The sequence below is a fragment of the Mycobacterium sp. genome (assembly GCF_052143115.1).
Lineage (GTDB): Bacteria > Actinomycetota > Actinomycetes > Mycobacteriales > Mycobacteriaceae > Mycobacterium.
Genome location: NZ_JBKQTQ010000029.1, coordinates 16,241 through 31,404 on the forward strand (window position 1 = coordinate 16,241; position 15,164 = coordinate 31,404).

15 protein-coding genes are annotated in these 15,164 nt (G+C 65.9%); 9 read left to right on the forward strand and 6 right to left on the reverse strand.

Annotated features, from left to right (window positions below; genetic code table 11):
* Positions 1–39: 39 nt before the first annotated feature.
* From ACLQI9_RS02725 to ACLQI9_RS02735, 3 genes are all read left to right on the forward strand, one after another.
* Complete coding sequence (locus ACLQI9_RS02725; protein WP_442390939.1) at positions 40–1,239, forward strand: FAD-dependent oxidoreductase; 1,200 nt, start codon at positions 40–42, stop codon at positions 1,237–1,239.
* Positions 1,239–2,330 carry a methyltransferase gene (locus ACLQI9_RS02730; RefSeq protein WP_442379514.1) on the forward strand — a complete coding sequence of 364 codons (1,092 nt, stop codon included), beginning with the start codon at positions 1,239–1,241 and terminating at the stop codon, positions 2,328–2,330. Before ACLQI9_RS02725 ends, ACLQI9_RS02730 begins: the two co-directional genes overlap by 1 nt.
* A 69-nt stretch (positions 2,331–2,399) precedes the next feature.
* Positions 2,400–3,869 (forward strand): HNH endonuclease signature motif containing protein, encoded by a 1,470-nt coding sequence (locus ACLQI9_RS02735; RefSeq protein ID WP_442390941.1) that lies wholly within the window; start codon positions 2,400–2,402, stop codon positions 3,867–3,869.
* Here the strand turns inward: ACLQI9_RS02735 and ACLQI9_RS02740 are convergent.
* Genes ACLQI9_RS02740 through fadD3 form a run of 5 tightly spaced genes read right to left on the reverse strand, consistent with a single transcriptional unit; the run spans position 3,848 to position 9,614 of the window.
* Positions 3,848–5,029, reverse strand: a complete 1,182-nt coding sequence (locus ACLQI9_RS02740; RefSeq protein ID WP_442379518.1) for a pyridoxal phosphate-dependent aminotransferase — start codon at positions 5,027–5,029, stop codon at positions 3,848–3,850. The genes ACLQI9_RS02735 and ACLQI9_RS02740 overlap by 22 nt on opposite strands.
* Before the next feature lie 10 nt (positions 5,030–5,039).
* Positions 5,040–5,981, reverse strand: coding sequence for an acyl-CoA dehydrogenase IpdE2 (ipdE2, locus tag ACLQI9_RS02745; protein ID WP_442379520.1), 942 nt, complete (start codon positions 5,979–5,981; stop codon positions 5,040–5,042).
* Complete coding sequence (locus tag ACLQI9_RS02750; RefSeq protein WP_442379522.1) at positions 5,978–6,937, reverse strand: acyl-CoA dehydrogenase family protein; 960 nt, start codon at positions 6,935–6,937, stop codon at positions 5,978–5,980. The genes ipdE2 and ACLQI9_RS02750 overlap by 4 nt, the downstream gene beginning before the upstream one ends.
* Positions 6,934–8,067, reverse strand: a complete 1,134-nt coding sequence (locus ACLQI9_RS02755) for an acyl-CoA dehydrogenase family protein (RefSeq protein WP_442379524.1) — start codon at positions 8,065–8,067, stop codon at positions 6,934–6,936. The genes ACLQI9_RS02750 and ACLQI9_RS02755 overlap by 4 nt, the downstream gene beginning before the upstream one ends.
* On the reverse strand, positions 8,067–9,614 hold the full coding sequence (gene fadD3, locus ACLQI9_RS02760; RefSeq protein WP_442379526.1) for a 3-((3aS,4S,7aS)-7a-methyl-1,5-dioxo-octahydro-1H-inden-4-yl)propanoate--CoA ligase FadD3: 1,548 nt from the start codon (positions 9,612–9,614) through the stop codon (positions 8,067–8,069). The genes ACLQI9_RS02755 and fadD3 overlap by 1 nt, the downstream gene beginning before the upstream one ends.
* 73 nt (positions 9,615–9,687) lie before the next feature.
* Between fadD3 and ipdE1 the strand changes: the two genes are divergently transcribed.
* Genes ipdE1 through fadA6 form a run of 4 tightly spaced genes read left to right on the forward strand, consistent with a single transcriptional unit; the run spans position 9,688 to position 13,386 of the window.
* Entirely contained in the window at positions 9,688–10,833 is a 1,146-nt protein-coding gene (ipdE1, locus tag ACLQI9_RS02765; protein ID WP_442379528.1) for an acyl-CoA dehydrogenase IpdE1, read from the forward strand.
* Positions 10,830–11,618: a (5R,7aS)-5-hydroxy-7a-methyl-1-oxo-2,3,5,6,7,7a-hexahydro-1H-indene-carboxyl-CoA reductase gene (ipdF, locus tag ACLQI9_RS02770; RefSeq protein ID WP_442379530.1), complete on the forward strand. Its 789-nt coding sequence runs from the start codon at positions 10,830–10,832 to the stop codon at positions 11,616–11,618. The genes ipdE1 and ipdF overlap by 4 nt, the downstream gene beginning before the upstream one ends.
* Complete coding sequence (gene kstR2 / locus ACLQI9_RS02775) at positions 11,615–12,241, forward strand: TetR family transcriptional regulator KstR2 (RefSeq protein ID WP_442379532.1); 627 nt, start codon at positions 11,615–11,617, stop codon at positions 12,239–12,241. Before ipdF ends, kstR2 begins: the two co-directional genes overlap by 4 nt.
* Positions 12,238–13,386: a steroid 3-ketoacyl-CoA thiolase FadA6 gene (gene fadA6 / locus ACLQI9_RS02780; protein ID WP_442379534.1), complete on the forward strand. Its 1,149-nt coding sequence runs from the start codon at positions 12,238–12,240 to the stop codon at positions 13,384–13,386. The genes kstR2 and fadA6 overlap by 4 nt, the downstream gene beginning before the upstream one ends.
* Here fadA6 and ACLQI9_RS02785 read toward each other — a convergent pair.
* On the reverse strand, positions 13,370–13,975 hold the full coding sequence (locus tag ACLQI9_RS02785) for a TetR/AcrR family transcriptional regulator (RefSeq protein ID WP_442379536.1): 606 nt from the start codon (positions 13,973–13,975) through the stop codon (positions 13,370–13,372). The genes fadA6 and ACLQI9_RS02785 overlap by 17 nt on opposite strands.
* A gap of 83 nt (positions 13,976–14,058) precedes the next feature.
* On the opposite strand from ACLQI9_RS02785, the gene ACLQI9_RS02790 reads away from it, so the two are divergent.
* Together ACLQI9_RS02790 and ACLQI9_RS02795 are read left to right on the forward strand one after the other, a co-directional pair.
* The gene (locus tag ACLQI9_RS02790) at positions 14,059–14,772 is read left to right on the forward strand and encodes a DUF899 domain-containing protein (protein WP_442390943.1); all 714 of its coding nucleotides are present in this window, start codon (positions 14,059–14,061) and stop codon (positions 14,770–14,772) included.
* Positions 14,769–15,158, forward strand: coding sequence for a VOC family protein (locus ACLQI9_RS02795; RefSeq protein ID WP_442379540.1), 390 nt, complete (start codon positions 14,769–14,771; stop codon positions 15,156–15,158). The genes ACLQI9_RS02790 and ACLQI9_RS02795 overlap by 4 nt, the downstream gene beginning before the upstream one ends.
* Positions 15,159–15,164: the final 6 nt, after the last annotated feature.

Consider the following 15,164-nt stretch of genomic DNA (forward strand, 5'->3'; position numbering starts at 1 on the left):
ACTACGATCGGCACGCCGAGGACTAGGGCGGGTCGTCGATTGAAACTTCGAATCCTGGTCATCGGCGCGGGTGTGAGCGGCATTTCCGTCGCCCGCGGATTACTGCGCGACGGACACGACGTCACCGTCTTCGACCAGCGACCGAACGTGACGCCAGGCGGTGGCGCCGTCACCATCTGGTCCAATGGCGCGACGGTGCTCCAGCAGCTGGGTGTCGACATGGACGGAGCCGGGCAGCTGTTGTCCACCGTGCGGGTCATGACATCCACCGGTCGCCCGCTCGCCACCATGGACCTCAACGCAATGGTGAACCGGCTGGGCGCGCCCGTCCGGATGGTCCCACGTCGAATCCTGCTGGAACGATTGCTCAAAGGCTTTCCGATCGATCGCATCCGATGCAACTCCCGTGCTGAAGGGGTGGTCCGTACCCGCAATGGTGTGCGGGTCGACTTCGAAGACGGTAGCTCGGTCGACGGGGATCTGTTGATCGGTGCGGACGGCCTGCACTCGGTGGTTCGCAATATCGTCGGCGGGAAACCCGCGAAGCCGACCGGGTGGTGCAGCTGGCAGGGACTGGTCACACTCCCGGGCATCTCCGACCCGCACGTCGCGACGATGATGATCGGCGAGCACGGAAACCTCGGCTTGTGGCCGGCTGGAGGCTCTGCCCTGCAGTGGTGGTTCGACTTGCCCTGGTCGTCTGACTTTGTCAGACCGCAACACCCGATCGAGATGATCCGGTCCCACTTCACCGGATGGTCCGACACGGTCGATCAAGTACTCGCGACCCTGACGGACGACGATCTGGCACCTTCACCGTTCCCGCATTTTCGGCACCCGATTCCCCGCGCCGGCGCGGGCGCGCTGACGTTGCTTGGCGATGCCGCACACGCGATGCCACCCACGCTTGCGCAGGGGACTAATCAGGCGCTGCTCGACACGATGGTGTTGCGCAAGGCTCTGTCAGAATTGCGAAATGGCCACAACCGCAACAACAGTGAGCTCGGAAGCGCCCTGCGCTGGTACGAGAGCACCCGACGGCGCAAGGTCAAGGCCGTGTCCTGGTTGACCACGCAGCAGGTGTCGCGCCCGGAGTCCGTGCTACGACCGGCGGCGCTGATCTCAGACCGGTTCATGACGTGGGCGTTGACGATGTTCCTGCGTTGGGTCAGTCACCGCGACATCTCGGCGGAGTTCAGCCGTGACCTTGGGCCCGCGCTCCCTGTGGACGTGACGTGATGTCGACGACCGCCAGGGTGCCGCCCGCCAAACTGGCCCGCGTTGTGGAGTGGATTCGCCACCACCTGTATCGGCTCAATCAGCGGCTGGTGCCCGCCCCGGCGGCGATGATGGAGATGATCATTGCCACCTGGACATCCCAGGCGGTCACGGTGGCGGCCGAGTTGGGTGTTGCCGACGCCCTCGCCGACGGGCCGTTGCCGATCGACGAATTGGCGGCCCGGGTCGGTGCAGACGCCGACGCGCTGCACCGGCTGTTGCGGGCGTTGATCGGCCGGGGCGTGTTTCGTCGCCGCCTCGACGGCCGCTATGAGCTGAATCCCCTTGCCGACACGCTGCGTTCCGACGCGCCGGTGTCAATGGCGTGGGCGGCCCGGTTCTACGGCTCGCGTGAGCAACGCGAACGGTGGACCCGGCTGGTGGATTCGATCCGAACCGGACGATCTGTCGTCCCGGTGTTGCATGGCAAGGAGAGCTTCGACTATTTCGCCGAGGAGCCCGAGCACGCCGCACTGTTCAATCGGACAATGACGGCCATTTCGGCGTTAACCGATTCGTCGGTGGCCGCCGGCTACGACTTCAGCGTGTACCCCACGATCGTCGACGTCGGCGGTGGGCAGGGCCCGTTGCTGGCCACCATTCTGGCGGCGGCGCCGGACTCGCAGGGTGTCTTGTACGACCTGCCGCAGGTCGTCGGGAGCGCCCCGAGCCTGCTGTGCAAGCACAAGGTCGCCGATCGGGTGCGTATCGAGACGGGATCTTTTTTCGACAGCATTCCCGACGGCGGCGACGCGTACGTCCTGAAGAACATCATGCACGACTGGTCTGACGAGAAGGCGGTGCAGATCCTGCGCAATGTTCGCACCGCAGCCGGCCCCCGAGCCACGGTGTTGCTGATCGAATTGGTGATACCCGACCACGACCGCGACTTTCCGGGGAAATGGGCGGATCTAGAGATGCTGCTGAACCTGGCGGCCCGCGAACGCACCACCGCCGAGTACCGAGAGCTGCTCAGCCAAGCGGGATTCCGGATGACGCGCGTGGTGCAGACCGCTTCTCCGCTCAGCGTGGTGGAGGCCCGAGTCGCCTGACCCGGTCGTGGTTGAGTCGACTCGCCGCGGTCGAAGCGCTTGTCGTAGGTGCGGTGTAACATCGAAAGTATGTTCGATATCGGCGCATCACCGCAGGTCAGAAGGACCTTCGCTGATGTGGATGACGCCGGTGTGGTGGAGGCCATCACAGCCGCGGCGCACGAGCGGAACGCGATGTGTGGGCGGGAGTTGGCCGCGATCGGCGAGTTATATGCGCGTCGCGCACCCGAGAACCGTGTCGATCGGCTGAACTGGGCCATCGACGGCCATGAGAATGTGGTCGCCGAGGTAGCCGCTGCGTTGGGCCTCAGCCGCGGTCGGGCCCGGGGACGGTTGCGCTATGCGATCGCGTTGCGCGAGCGGCTGCCCCGAGTCGCTGAAGTCTTTGCTCGAGGACTCATCGATTTTCGTCTGGTGGCCGCGGTCGTATCCCGCACCGAGTTGGTCGAGGATCCGGTGTTGATCGCCAAGCTGGATGCGGCAGTGGCCAGGCATGCGCCGAAGTGGATGCGGCTCTCCGAGCCCAAGCTCATCGAGCGCATCGACTTGTGGGTAATGCGGTTCGACCCGGCTGGCACGCGGGTGCCGGGACAGCGCAGCGAAGACCGCTATGTCGAAATCGAGCCCACGGATTCTGGGTTGGCAGGGATTTGGGCGCAGTTGCACGCTACAGACGGCGCGGCTTTGGACCAAAAGCTTGACGCACTTGCCGAAACGGTCTGCCAGGCAGATCCGCGAACCAAGAAGCAACGTCGGGCGGACGCGTTGGGCGCATTGGCCGCCGGACTGCCGGCCATGCGTTGCCAATGCGGGTCGCCGGCCTGCTCGGCAGCACAACGACGTCCGGCCACCGACGTGGTGGTCCATGTCTTGGCTGAGCAGGCGACGATCAGCGGAGACTCTGAAGCCCCTGGCTACTTGCCCGGATTCGGGCCGGTGCCATCAATCACCTTGCGTGACATGGCCGCAACCGCGAAGGTCAAGCCGTTGGTCAAGCCCTCGACCAATCCGGAACCCGGTTGTCGACCTTCGGCGGCGTTGGCCGAATTCGTGCGCCTTCGGGATTTGACGTGTCGGTTCCCCGGATGCGATGAGCCGGCTGAGGTATGCGACATCGACCACACCGTCCCGTTCCCGCTTGGTCCCACGCACCCATCGAATCTGAAGCTGCTCTGCCGCTATCACCACTTGTTGAAGACGTTCTACACGGGGTTTGACGGCTGGGCAGATCGTCAGCTACCGGACGGCACCGTGGAGTGGATCGCTCCCAGCGGTCACACCTACGCCACTACCCCTGGCGGGAGCATCTTTTTCCCAATGTTGGCCACGTCAACGGGTGAGCTGACGATTGCCAGGAGGACCGGACCACCCAATATCGGTAGGACACTGATGATGCCGCGGCGGAAACGTACGCGTGTGGCAGATCGTCACTACCGCATCACCTCGGAACGACGTATCAACGAAGAGCGACTTGCCCAGGATCGACTCGCCGAAAAACTCCGAAAACACGCGCCACGCTACGAGCCACCGCCTTTCTGACCTGGCAGCCATGCGCCCAACCGGCGCAACGCCTCTTCGATGTCACTCGTCGGCCCGGCAAAGGACAGTCGGACGTACGAACCGCCGCGCTCAGGATCGAAATCGATACCCGGCGCAATCGCTACCCCGGTGTCGGCCAACAGCTTTGAGCAGAAAACCATCGAGTCGGCGGTGAAGTCCGAGACGTCGGCATAGACGTAAAATGCGCCGTCGGTGGGCGCCAGTCGGTCGATCCCGATTTCACGCAGACCCTCGAGCAGCATCGTGCGATTGACGGTGTATTGGTGCAAATGCCCGTCGGCTTCTTCGACGGCTTCGGGGGTGAACGCCGCGACGGCGGCGTACTGCGCCAACACGGGAGGGCAGATGGTGAAGTTTCCGGTCAGGCGGTCCACCGCCCGGCGCAGTTCGTGCGGGACCAGTAGCCAGCCCAGCCGCCACCCGGTCATGGCGAAATACTTGGAAAAGCTGTTGACTACCATCGCATTTCGCGACGTGCTCCAGGCGCAGCTGGTCTGCGGTGCGCCCGGGTAGACCAGCCCGTGATAGACCTCGTCGCTGATCAGCCGCACCCCCGAGTCATCACACCAGGATGCGATCGCCGCAAGCTCCGCGGGCAGGATGACCGTTCCGGTCGGGTTGGCCGGGCTGGCTACCACGACGCCCTGCACCGGCGGGTCGAGCTCGGCGAGCATCTGCACGGTGGGCTGAAACCGGGTCTCCGGCCCGCATTCGATCACCACGACTTCGCACCCGAGCGCCGCCAAGATGTTCCGATAGCACGGGTAGCCGGGACTGCTGACCGCCACCCGGTCACCGACGTCGAAGCAGGACAGGAAGGTAAGCAGGAAGCCCCCCGATGAGCCCGTCGTCACCACTACGTCGTCCACATCGACCTGCAAGCCATGACGATCCAGATACGACGCTGCGATGGCCGCGCGCAGCTCTCGAATACCCAACGCCACCGTGTAGCCGAGCTGATTCAGATGTAGCGCCGCCGCCGCGGCAGCGCGCACCGGCTCAGGCGCCCCGGCACTCGGCTGGCCCGCCGATAGGTTCACCAGATCACCGTGGCTGCGCTGGCGCTCCGCGGCTGCCAGCAAGACGTCCATCACGTAGAAAGGCGGGACCCCGGCGCGCAGTGCGACGTGATCGCTCATGTCCCCAAGGCTAGAACACTTCAGATTCCAGCCGGCGCAAGTCTTCGCGCGCCGGACCCAGCAGCTGCGAACTGCCGTGCGCCCGTTTGAAGTACAGCTGCATGTCGTGTTCCCAGGTAATCGCGATACCACCGTGCAGCTGAATGCCTTCGGCGGCCACCGTGCTGAACGCCTCGGTGGCAGCGACACGGGCCAACGCCGCCGACGTTGCCGAAGGCGCATCTAGCGCGTCGTTGACGACCGCACGCGCGGCCTGCACGGCGACGTAGAGATCGGCCATCCGGTGTTTGAGCGCCTGGAAGCTGCCGATTGGCCGACCGAACTGCACCCGTTCCTTGGTGTATTCGACGGTCAGCTCGAGGCAGCGGGCGGCGGCGCCGATCTGTTCGGCGGCCAGCAGGATCGCGGCGACATCAGCGATGCCGGGATCGGCGCCCACTGGTGCGGTGCTCTGCGGCGTCAGGTGGGCCAACCGGCGGGTGGGGTCCATGGTGGCGACAGGCTCGGCGCCGAACGCCGTCCATCGGTCGAGTTTGCCGTCGTTGGTCGCGATGACGATGTCGGCGATGTCGCCGTTGACCACATAGTCGGGGTCGAACACCACCGCGCCGATCGCCGCGCCTTCGGCCAGCGATCCCAGCGCGTCGGCGTCGGGATCGTCTGCGGCCAGCAGCGCCAGTTCGGCGAGCGTGGTGCCGAGCAGCGGGCTGGGCACCAGCCCCTTGCCGAGTTCTTCGAGAACGACAGCCGCGTCACCGAGACTGCCGCCGGCGCCGCCGTATTCCTCGGGTACCACCAGCGCGGCAGCGCCGACCTGCTCACACAGCAGCCGCCACAGCGATTCGTCGTAGCCATGCTCGGATTCCATCGCCTCGCGCACTGCGGAGGGCGAGGCATGCTTGGCCACCAGCGCGGCCACGGTCTCGCGCAACAGCTCCCGTTCTTCAGTCACGTCAGCGCCTCCAATACCCGTCGCCGGTGCGTGGCCGGGTCACCCCAGGCTGACCGCAACGCCTGCACCCGCAACAGCCAGAGCGACAAGTCGTGCTCGGCGGTGAAACCGATGGCACCGTGGGTCTGCAGCGCCGACCGGGCTGCCAGCAACGCGGCGTCAGACGCCGCAGCCTTGGCCGCACTGACGTCGCGCGGGGTGTCGGGGGACTGATCCGCCACCGACAATGCGGCCCCGTAGACCAGCGGACGGGCCAGCTCGAGCGCGATATGTACATCGGCCAGCTTGTGCTTGATCGCTTGGTACGAGCCGATGACCCGGCCGAATTGGGCGCGCTGCTTGGCGTATTCGACCGCGGCGTCCAGCAGCGCCTGGCCGGCCCCGACCAGTTGCGCGGCGGTGGCCAATGCGCCGAACTCGTAGGCGCGGGCGACATCGGCCTGCCACGCTTCGCAGACCGCGTCGGTGTCGAACAAGTGACGGCTCGGGTCGACGGACTCGTGCCGGTCGCCTACGTGCGCTTCACTCACCCAGCCGTCCGCTTCGGCGGCCAGTACCAGCCCGGCCGCATCGGCGTCCACCGCCCGGGGCACCTGCGGTGGAAGCGCGACAGTGACGATCAGCTCGCCAGCCGCCAGCGCGGCGCACCGGTCATCCTCGACGAGCAGGATCGGTGCTACCGCAATGGATTCGGTGACCGGACCGGGTACACACCAGCGTCCCAGCCGCTCCAGCGCGACAACCAGGTCGACCGGATGCGCGTCGAGGCCGTCGAACCGCTCCGGCACCGCCAACGCGGTGACTCCCAGGTCGGCCAACCGCGCCCAGACCTTGCGGCCGGGCGCAGTGTCACCGTCGGCCCAGGCGCGCACCGCGCCCGGAACATCGGCCGCGGCGAGTGCCGCGTCGATACTGGCTGCGAAATCGCGCTGTTGCGCGTCAAGATCGAATCTCATTTAGTCTTCTCCCGGGGCAGCCCCAATAGCCGCTCGGCGATGATACTGCGCTGAATCTCGTTGGTACCGGCGTAAATCGGGCCGCCGAGTGCGAACAGCAAGCCGTCGGTCCAGGTGCCGGCCAGCTCGGCGTCGGCGCCGCGAATGTCCAGCGCGGTCTGGTGCACGGCCACATCCAAGTCGGACCAGAATACCTTGGTCACGGAGGATTCGGCGCCCAGTTCACCGCCGTTCGCCAGCCTGGTCACGGTGCCGAAGGTGTGCAGCCGATAGGCCTGCGCTTTGATCCACGCATCGGCTACCTGATCACCGAAGGCGCTGTCGCCGTAGGTCTTCCACAGCTGCGCCAGACGTTCGGCGGCGGCCAGGAAGCGCGCCGGACTGCGCAGCGACATGCCGCGTTCGTTGCTCGACGTGCTCATCGCGGCCCGCCAACCGTCATGCACCTCGCCGATCACGTCGGCGTCGGGCACGAAGACATCGTCGAGGAAGATCTCGCCGAACCCGGTGTCGCCGCCGAGTTGGGCGATCGGCCGCACGGTGATCCCGTCGGCCTTCAGGTCGAACATGAAATACGTCAGCCCCCGGTGGCGCTCCGCTTCGGGATCAGAGCGAAACAAGCCAAAGGCTCTGTCGCCGAACGGTGCTCGCGAGCTCCAGATCTTCTGGCCGTTGAGCAGCCAACCGCCGTCGGTGCGGGTGGCTGTCGAGCGCAGCGAGGCCAGGTCGCTGCCGGACTCCGGCTCTGACCAGGCCTGCGCCCAGATCTCCTCGCCGCTGGCCATCTTCGGCAATATTCGATCGTGCTGTTCCTCGGTGCCGTGCGCGAACAACGTCGGCGCCAGCATCGAGGTGCCGTTGGCGCTCGCCCGCCCGGGGGCGCCGGCGCGGAAGTATTCCTCCTCGAAGACCACCCACTGCAGCAGGGTCGCGTCGCGGCCACCGTACCTGCGCGGCCAGGTGATCACCGACAAACCGGCATCGAAAAGCACCTTGTCCCAACGCCGGTGCTGCTCGAATCCTTCGGTCGTGTCATAGGACAGCGTCGGGAACGCGTCCCGGTTCACCGTCAGGAACTCGCGCACCTCCTGCTGGAATGTCTGCGTGTCGTCGTCGAAATCAAGGTCCATCACGGCATCTCTCGCAGTAGCGGTTTGACCACCTTGCCGCCCGCGTTGCGCGGCAGCGTGTCGACAAACCTCACCGAACGGGGGGCTTTGAAGTTGGCCAAGCACTTACGGGTGTACGCGATCACCGCCTGCTCGTCGAGACCGGATCCGGGCCGCGTCACCACGAAGGCTCGGCCGACCTCGCCCAGCCGCTCGTCGGGCACGCCGATCACCGCACAGTCCAACACACCGTCCAGGCGGGCGAGTACCTGCTCGATCTCGGCCGGGTAGACGTTGAAACCACCGCAGATGTACATGTCCTTGAGCCGGTCGGTGATCTGGAGATTGCCTGCGCCGTCGAGCTTTCCGATGTCACCGGTGTGCAGCCAGCCGTCGGCGTCTATGGTGTCCGCAGTGGCTTGGGGGTCGTCGAGATAACCGAGCATCACGTTGGGGCCACGCAGCAGCACCTCTCCTGTTTCTGCACCGTGAGCCCCGTTGATTCGCAACTCGAAATCGGCGATCGGGCGTCCGCAGGTGGTGGCCACCGTGACGGCGTCGTCGTCGGCGCGGCACATGGTGCCGAACCCGTTGCATTCGGTCAGGCCGTAGGCGGTGAGCACGATGTCGATGTCGAGTTCGGTCTGCATCCGCTCGATCAGCACCACCGGCACCGTGGCCGCGCCGGTGACCGCGAACCGCAGTGAGCTCAGGTCGTAGCGACCGCGGGCGGGATGGTCGAGCAGCGTCTGGTAGATGGTCGGCGGTCCGGGCAGCACGGTGATCCGGTGCTCGGCGACCGCGCGCATCGCCTGCTCGGCGTCGAAGGTCAGCTGCGGTATCAGCGTGGCGCCAGTCTGAAGGCAGGCCAGGATTCCGGCCTTGTAGCCGAAGTTGTGGAAGAACGGATTGATGCACAAGTAGCGGTCGCCGCTCGTGATCTTTCCGCAGGCCGCCCACGCCGCCGAACCGCACAGCGACTGCCGGTGCGCACACAGGACGCCTTTGCTGCGGCCGGTGGTGCCGGAGGTGAAGAGGATGTCGGAGAGGTCGTCGGGACACACGGCGGCGGCGCGGGCATCGGCGGCCCCGAGGTCGGTATCGCCCGCGATGAACTCGTCCCATGTCCCGTCGTCGAAACGCGCGCTGCTTTCTACGGGCACCCGCACGATATGACGCAGCTCGGGCAGTGCACCCCGGTCGAGATCGGCGATCCTGTCCGTGCCGAGGAACTCACCCATCCCCACCAGCAGCGGAGCGCCGGTGCGGGCCAAGATGTCGGTGGCCTCGGCCGCGGTGTAGCGGGTGTTCAGCGGTACCACGGTGGCGCCGGCGTAATGGGTGGCCAGGCAGGCGACCACCCAGTGCCAGGTGTTCGGCGACCAGATCGCCACCCGGTCGCCGGTGTTTACGCCCAGCGTGATCATCGCCGCCGCGGCGTGGCGCACCTCGTCGCGCAGCTCGGCAAAAGTGAGGGTGCGATCCGGCGTGACCAGCGCATTGTGGTCCGGGAGCTCGCGCGCGATGCGGTCCAACGCCGCAGGAATGGTCTGCGGATGGCTCGACATCGAACTCCTCTTGCACGACGCACATCGCCGCCGGGGCTAACAAAGCAAGTGCTTGGTAGGTTAGCCTACAGGGGTGCAGGGCGTCGAGGAGTTCCGGGCCGAGGTACGCGACTGGCTGGCCGAGAACCTGGTCGGTGAATTCGCCGCGCTCAAGGGGCTTGGCGGGCCGGGCCGCGAGCACGAGGCGTTCGAGGAGCGGCGGGCCTGGAATCGGCATCTCTCGCAAGCGGGCCTGACCTGCTTGGGCTGGCCGGTCGAGCACGGCGGCCGCGGCCTGTCCGTCGCGCATCGGGTCGCGTTCTATGAGGAGTACGCGATTGCCAACGCGCCCGCAAAGGTCAACCACTTCGGCGAGGAACTGCTCGGGCCGACGTTGATCGCCTTCGGCACGCCCGAGCAGCAGCAGCGGTTCCTGCCCCGAATCCTCGACGTCACAGAGCTGTGGTGTCAGGGGTACTCCGAGCCTGGTGCCGGCAGCGACCTGGCCAATGTGTCCACCACCGCGGTGCTGGACGGCGACGCGTGGGTGATCAACGGCCAGAAGGTGTGGACGTCGCTGGCACACTGGGCACAGTGGTGCTTTGTGGTGGCGCGTAGCGAGAAGGGCTCGAAGCGCCACGCCGGGTTGTCCTATCTGTTGGTACCGCTGGACCAGCCCGGGGTGGAGGTCCGCCCGATCGTGCAGCTGACGGGGGACTCGGAATTCAATGAGGTGTTCTTCGACGATGCCCGCACCGATGCCGACTTGGTGGTCGGCGCACCGGGCGACGGCTGGCGGGTCGCGATGGGAACGCTGACCTTCGAACGCGGCGTATCGACACTGGGTCAACAGATCGTCTACGCGCGCGAGCTGAACGCCGTCGCGGAACTCGCGAAACGCACTGGCGCTGCCGACGATCCGCTGATCCGCGAACGCTTGACCCGGTCGTGGGCCGGCCTGCGGGCGATGCGCTCGTACGCCTTGGCGACGATGGACGTCGAGCAGCCCGGACAGGACAACGTCTCAAAGCTGTTGTGGGCCAATTGGCATCGTGAGCTCGGCGAGATCGCGATGGACGTGCGGGGTAAGGCCGGCCTGGTGTTGGACAGCGGAGACTTCGACGAGTGGCAGCGGCTTTATCTGTTCACCCGCGCGGACACCATCTACGGCGGCTCGAACGAGATTCAGCGCAACATCATCGCCGAGCGGGTGCTTGGCCTACCCAGGGAGGCTAGATGACGTTAGCGGTCGCGCCGAAAGAGGTTGCCGGACACGGACTTCTGACCGGCAAGGTCGTGATCGTCACGGCAGCCGCGGGCACCGGCATCGGGTCGGCCACCGCTCGACGGGCACTGGCCGAGGGTGCTGACGTCGTCATCTCCGACCACCATGAGCGGCGCCTCGGGGAGGCGGCCGAGGAACTGTCGGCGCTGGGCCAGGGTCGCGTCGAGCACGTGGTCTGCGACGTCACCTCCTCCGCCCAGGTCGACGCGCTGATCGCGTCGGCCCACGCGCGGATGGGCCGGATCGACGTGCTGGTCAACAACGCCGGCCTGGGCGGACAAACCCCGGTGGCCGACATGACCGACGAGGAATGGGACCGCGTCCTCGACGTCACGCTGACGTCCGTCTTTCGCGCGACCCGCGCGGCGCTGCGCTACTTCCGCGACGCCGACCACGGCGGAGTGATCGTCAACAACGCCAGCGTCCTCGGCTGGCGCGCCCAGCACTCGCAATCCCACTATGCGGCAGCCAAAGCCGGAGTCATGGCGTTGACTCGGTGCAGCGCAATCGAGGCCGTCGACTACGGAGTGCGGATCAATGCGGTATCGCCGAGCATCGCCCGGCACAAGTTCCTGGACAAGACCACCTCGGCAGATCTACTCGATCGGCTCTCGGCCGGTGAGGCGTTCGGACGAGCGGCCGAGCCGTGGGAGGTGGCGGCCACCATCGCGTTCTTGGCCAGCGACTACTCCAGTTACCTGACTGGAGAAGTGATCTCGGTGTCGAGTCAACACCCATGAACCGGCGCGACGAGCTGTTGGCACTGGCGGCGACAATGTTCGCCGAACGCGGCCTGCGCGCAACCACGGTCCGCGACATCGCCGACGGTGCCGGCATATTGTCGGGCAGCCTCTACCACCACTTCGCGTCCAAAGAAGAGATGGTCGATGAGGTGCTGCACACCTTCCTGGACTGGCTGTTCGACCGCTACCAGGAGATCATCGACACCGAGTCGAATCCGCTGGAGCGGCTCAAGGGGCTGTTCATGGCGTCGTTCGACGCGATCGAGCACCGGCATGCGCAGGTCGTCATCTACCAGGATGAGGCCAAGCGGTTGCTGTCACAGCCACGGTTCTCCTACATCGAGGACATGAACAAGCAGCAGCGCAAGATGTGGGTCGACGTGCTGCACCAGGGTATCGAGGAAGGCTATTTCCGTCCCGATCTCGACGTCGACCTGGTTTACCGATTCATTCGCGACACCACCTGGGTGTCGGTGCGCTGGTATCAGCCCGGCGGACCGCTCACCGCCGAACAGGTGGGTCAGCAGTATCTCGCTATCGTTCTAGGCGGAATCACCAAAGAAGGAGATCAGAAATGGCACGTGTCGGAGCGAAGCGACGAGGAGGAGCGACACAAATGACAGAGGCGTACATCGTCGAGGCCGTCCGTACCGCCGTTGGTAAGCGCAACGGATCGCTTGCCGGCGTGCACCCGATCGATCTGGGCGTGGCCGCATTTCACGGGCTGTTCGAACGGGTCGACGTCGACCCGGCCGCCGTCGACGACGTGGTGGTCGGATGCGTGGACGCGATTGGCGGGCAGGCCGGCAACATCGGTCGCAATGCCTGGCTGGCGGCCGGCTATCCCGAGGAGGTTCCCGGGGTAACCGTCGACCGGCAGTGTGGCTCCAGCCAGCAAGCTATTTCCTTTGGTGCGCAAGCGATCATGGCCAACACCGCTGACCTGATCCTGGCCGGCGGCATGCAGAACATGAGCCAGATCCCGATCGCGTCGGCGATGGTGGTCGGCAAGGAGTTCGGGTTCACCTCGCCGACCAGCGAGTCGAAGAACTGGCTGCACCGCTACGGCGATCAGGAGATCTCCCAGTTCCGCGGCGCGGAGTTGATCGCCGAACGCTGGAACCTGTCCCGGGAGGAGATGGAGCAGTTCGCGCTGACCAGTCACGAGCGGGCGCTGGCCGCGATCCGGGGCGGACATTTCGACAACGAGATCGTCGCCGTCGACGGGTTCCGGATCGACGAGGGGCCACGCGAGACGTCGCTGGAGAAGATGGCCGGGTTGAAGACGCTGTCGGAGGGCGGTCGGTTGACCGCTACGGTGGCCAGCCAGATTTCCGACGGTGCCAGCGCGGTGCTGCTGGCGTCCGAGCAGGCCGTCAAGGACCACAAACTCACACCGCGAGCCCGCATCCATCACATCAGCGCCCGCGGCGCCGACCCGGTATTCATGCTGACAGGACCGATTCCGGCCACCCGCTACGCACTCGAGAAGACCGGGCTGTCCATCGACGACATCGACACGGTCGAGATCAACGAGGCGTTCGCCCCGGTCGTGCTGGCCTGGCTCAAGGAGATCAAGGCCGACCCCGAGAAGGTCAACCCCAACGGCGGCGCGATCGCCCTCGGACATCCGTTGGGCGCCACCGGGGCAAAACTCTTCACCACCATGCTCAACGAGCTGGAGCGCACCGGCGGCCGCTACGGCCTACAGACGATGTGCGAAGGCGGCGGCACCGCCAACGTCACCATCATCGAACGGCTGTAACGCCGGCAATGATGTCGTCGACCGTGCGCTGAGCCAGCGACTCCACCTCACGGCGCCTCGCGCCGCGCAGTGGTCCGCGCAGGGCCAGTTCGGCGAACCCGTGCACGGCAGACCAGCACGGCCACTCGGCGCCGTCGCGTCGTTCGGGCGGCAGCACTCCGGCATCCGTCATGGCGTCGAGTGCCTCGACCAATGCGACATACGGTGGGGCCATGGCCGTTTCGTCTGGGGCGTCAGATCCAAAGAATGCCACCGTGAACCAACCAGGCTCGTCCACCGCGAACCCGATGTAGCCAAGCCCGACGGCTCGCAGCCGATCGCGCGCCTGCTGCCCCGTTGAGCCGCGTCGGCGCGGCGAGCTTTGCATCCGTGCCGCCATCCGGGATTGGATGGCCGTCGCAACCGCGCTGAGCAACGCTTCGCGGTCGGCGAAGTGGCGATACGCCGCGTTAGGCGAAACTCCAACTCGCCGAGTCGCTTCCCGGATGGTCAGCGCTTCCGGCCCACCGGCCCGGGTGAGTTGAAGGCCGGCGTCGATCAATGCCGCGCGCAGATCACCGTGGTGGTAACCGGTCTTCGAGTCAACCAACCCTTGACCCTCCTCTGGGCCGAAGTGTACGGTGTGAACATTACCAATGTTGACAGAGTGAACATCGCAACGGAGGATTTTTCGTGAAAACCGCAGAATTGCCACCCGTCGTCGACCAGGAGGTCTGGCAGCGCGAATTGGATGCGCTTCGGGTCCGGGAGAAGGCGGCCACCCGCGAGCTCGACGCGATCGCCGCGCAGCGACGGCGGCTGCCAATGGTCGAGATGCCGGACTACATCCTGGAAGGCGAGAACGGACCTGTGCGGTTGGTCGATGTATTCGACGGTAAACGGCAGCTGATCGTCTACAACCACATGTGGTTCCCGGGTGAGGACTGGCAGTGTCCGGGCTCCACCGGGTTCACCGCGCAGTTCACCCGCCTGGAGTTTCTGGACAACTATGACGCCCGATTTGTCATCGTCACACAGGGACCTATCGACGAAGCACTCGCATACAAGCGGCGCGTCGGGAACCGGATGACCTGGTACTCCACCGCCGACAGCTCGTTCGGCGCTGATGTCGACGCTCCACCGGGCGGCGGGTTCGCGGTGAATGTCTTTCTGCGCGATGGCGATCGGGTGTATCGCACCTGGCATACCAACGGGCGCGGCACCGAACAGCTGAGTCACTCTTTCGCATTGATCGACGTGCTGCCGTATGGGCGTCAAGAAGAGTGGCAGGACTCACCGGACGGCTGGCCGCAGTCGCCGACGTATAGCCGCTGGGCCGGCTCAGAGGACATCGCGCGGGCGTACGGCGCTGATGCAAGAACCGACCAACCAGGAGGGGCGAGATGACCACCACGATGACCGGCCTGACGACGATTAGCCTGGTGTGCCTGCCGACAACCGAACAGGACAAAGCGGTCGCGTTCTACGAATCGCTCGGGTTCGAGAAGCGAACCGACCAGCCGTTCGGTGGCGGCTACCGGTGGATCGAGGTCTACCTACCCGAGGGCGCGACCGGCATCGCGCTTGCTCCACCCCCGCCGGATAGCGGACCGGTGCAGCCGACCAACACCGGTGTCACGTTGACCACCAGTGACATCGACGCCACCGACACGGCGATGAAGGAACTCGGCGTCGACGTCGATGCGCAGGTGGCGCGAATGGGCGAGCCGGTGCCACCGATGTTCTGGTTCCGCGACCCGACCGGGCACACACTGATGGTCGTGGAGTCCTGATTGCGG

What these genes read in the sequence shown, in the direction of transcription:
- ipdF (WP_442379530.1), top strand. Translation starts at nt 10,830, where the DNA reads ATGACGTTAGCGGTCGCGCCGAAAGAGGTTGCCGGACACGGACTTCTG.
- ACLQI9_RS02740 (WP_442379518.1), bottom strand. Translation starts at nt 5,029, where the DNA reads ATGAGCGATCACGTCGCACTGCGCGCCGGGGTCCCGCCTTTCTACGTG.
- ACLQI9_RS02750 (WP_442379522.1), bottom strand. Translation starts at nt 6,937, where the DNA reads ATGAGATTCGATCTTGACGCGCAACAGCGCGATTTCGCAGCCAGTATC.
- ACLQI9_RS02730 (WP_442379514.1), top strand. Translation starts at nt 1,239, where the DNA reads ATGTCGACGACCGCCAGGGTGCCGCCCGCCAAACTGGCCCGCGTTGTG.
- fadD3 (WP_442379526.1), bottom strand. Translation starts at nt 9,614, where the DNA reads ATGTCGAGCCATCCGCAGACCATTCCTGCGGCGTTGGACCGCATCGCG.
- ACLQI9_RS02755 (WP_442379524.1), bottom strand. Translation starts at nt 8,067, where the DNA reads ATGGACCTTGATTTCGACGACGACACGCAGACATTCCAGCAGGAGGTG.
- kstR2 (WP_442379532.1), top strand. Translation starts at nt 11,615, where the DNA reads ATGAACCGGCGCGACGAGCTGTTGGCACTGGCGGCGACAATGTTCGCC.
- fadA6 (WP_442379534.1), top strand. Translation starts at nt 12,238, where the DNA reads ATGACAGAGGCGTACATCGTCGAGGCCGTCCGTACCGCCGTTGGTAAG.
- ACLQI9_RS02735 (WP_442390941.1), top strand. Translation starts at nt 2,400, where the DNA reads ATGTTCGATATCGGCGCATCACCGCAGGTCAGAAGGACCTTCGCTGAT.
- ACLQI9_RS02795 (WP_442379540.1), top strand. Translation starts at nt 14,769, where the DNA reads ATGACCACCACGATGACCGGCCTGACGACGATTAGCCTGGTGTGCCTG.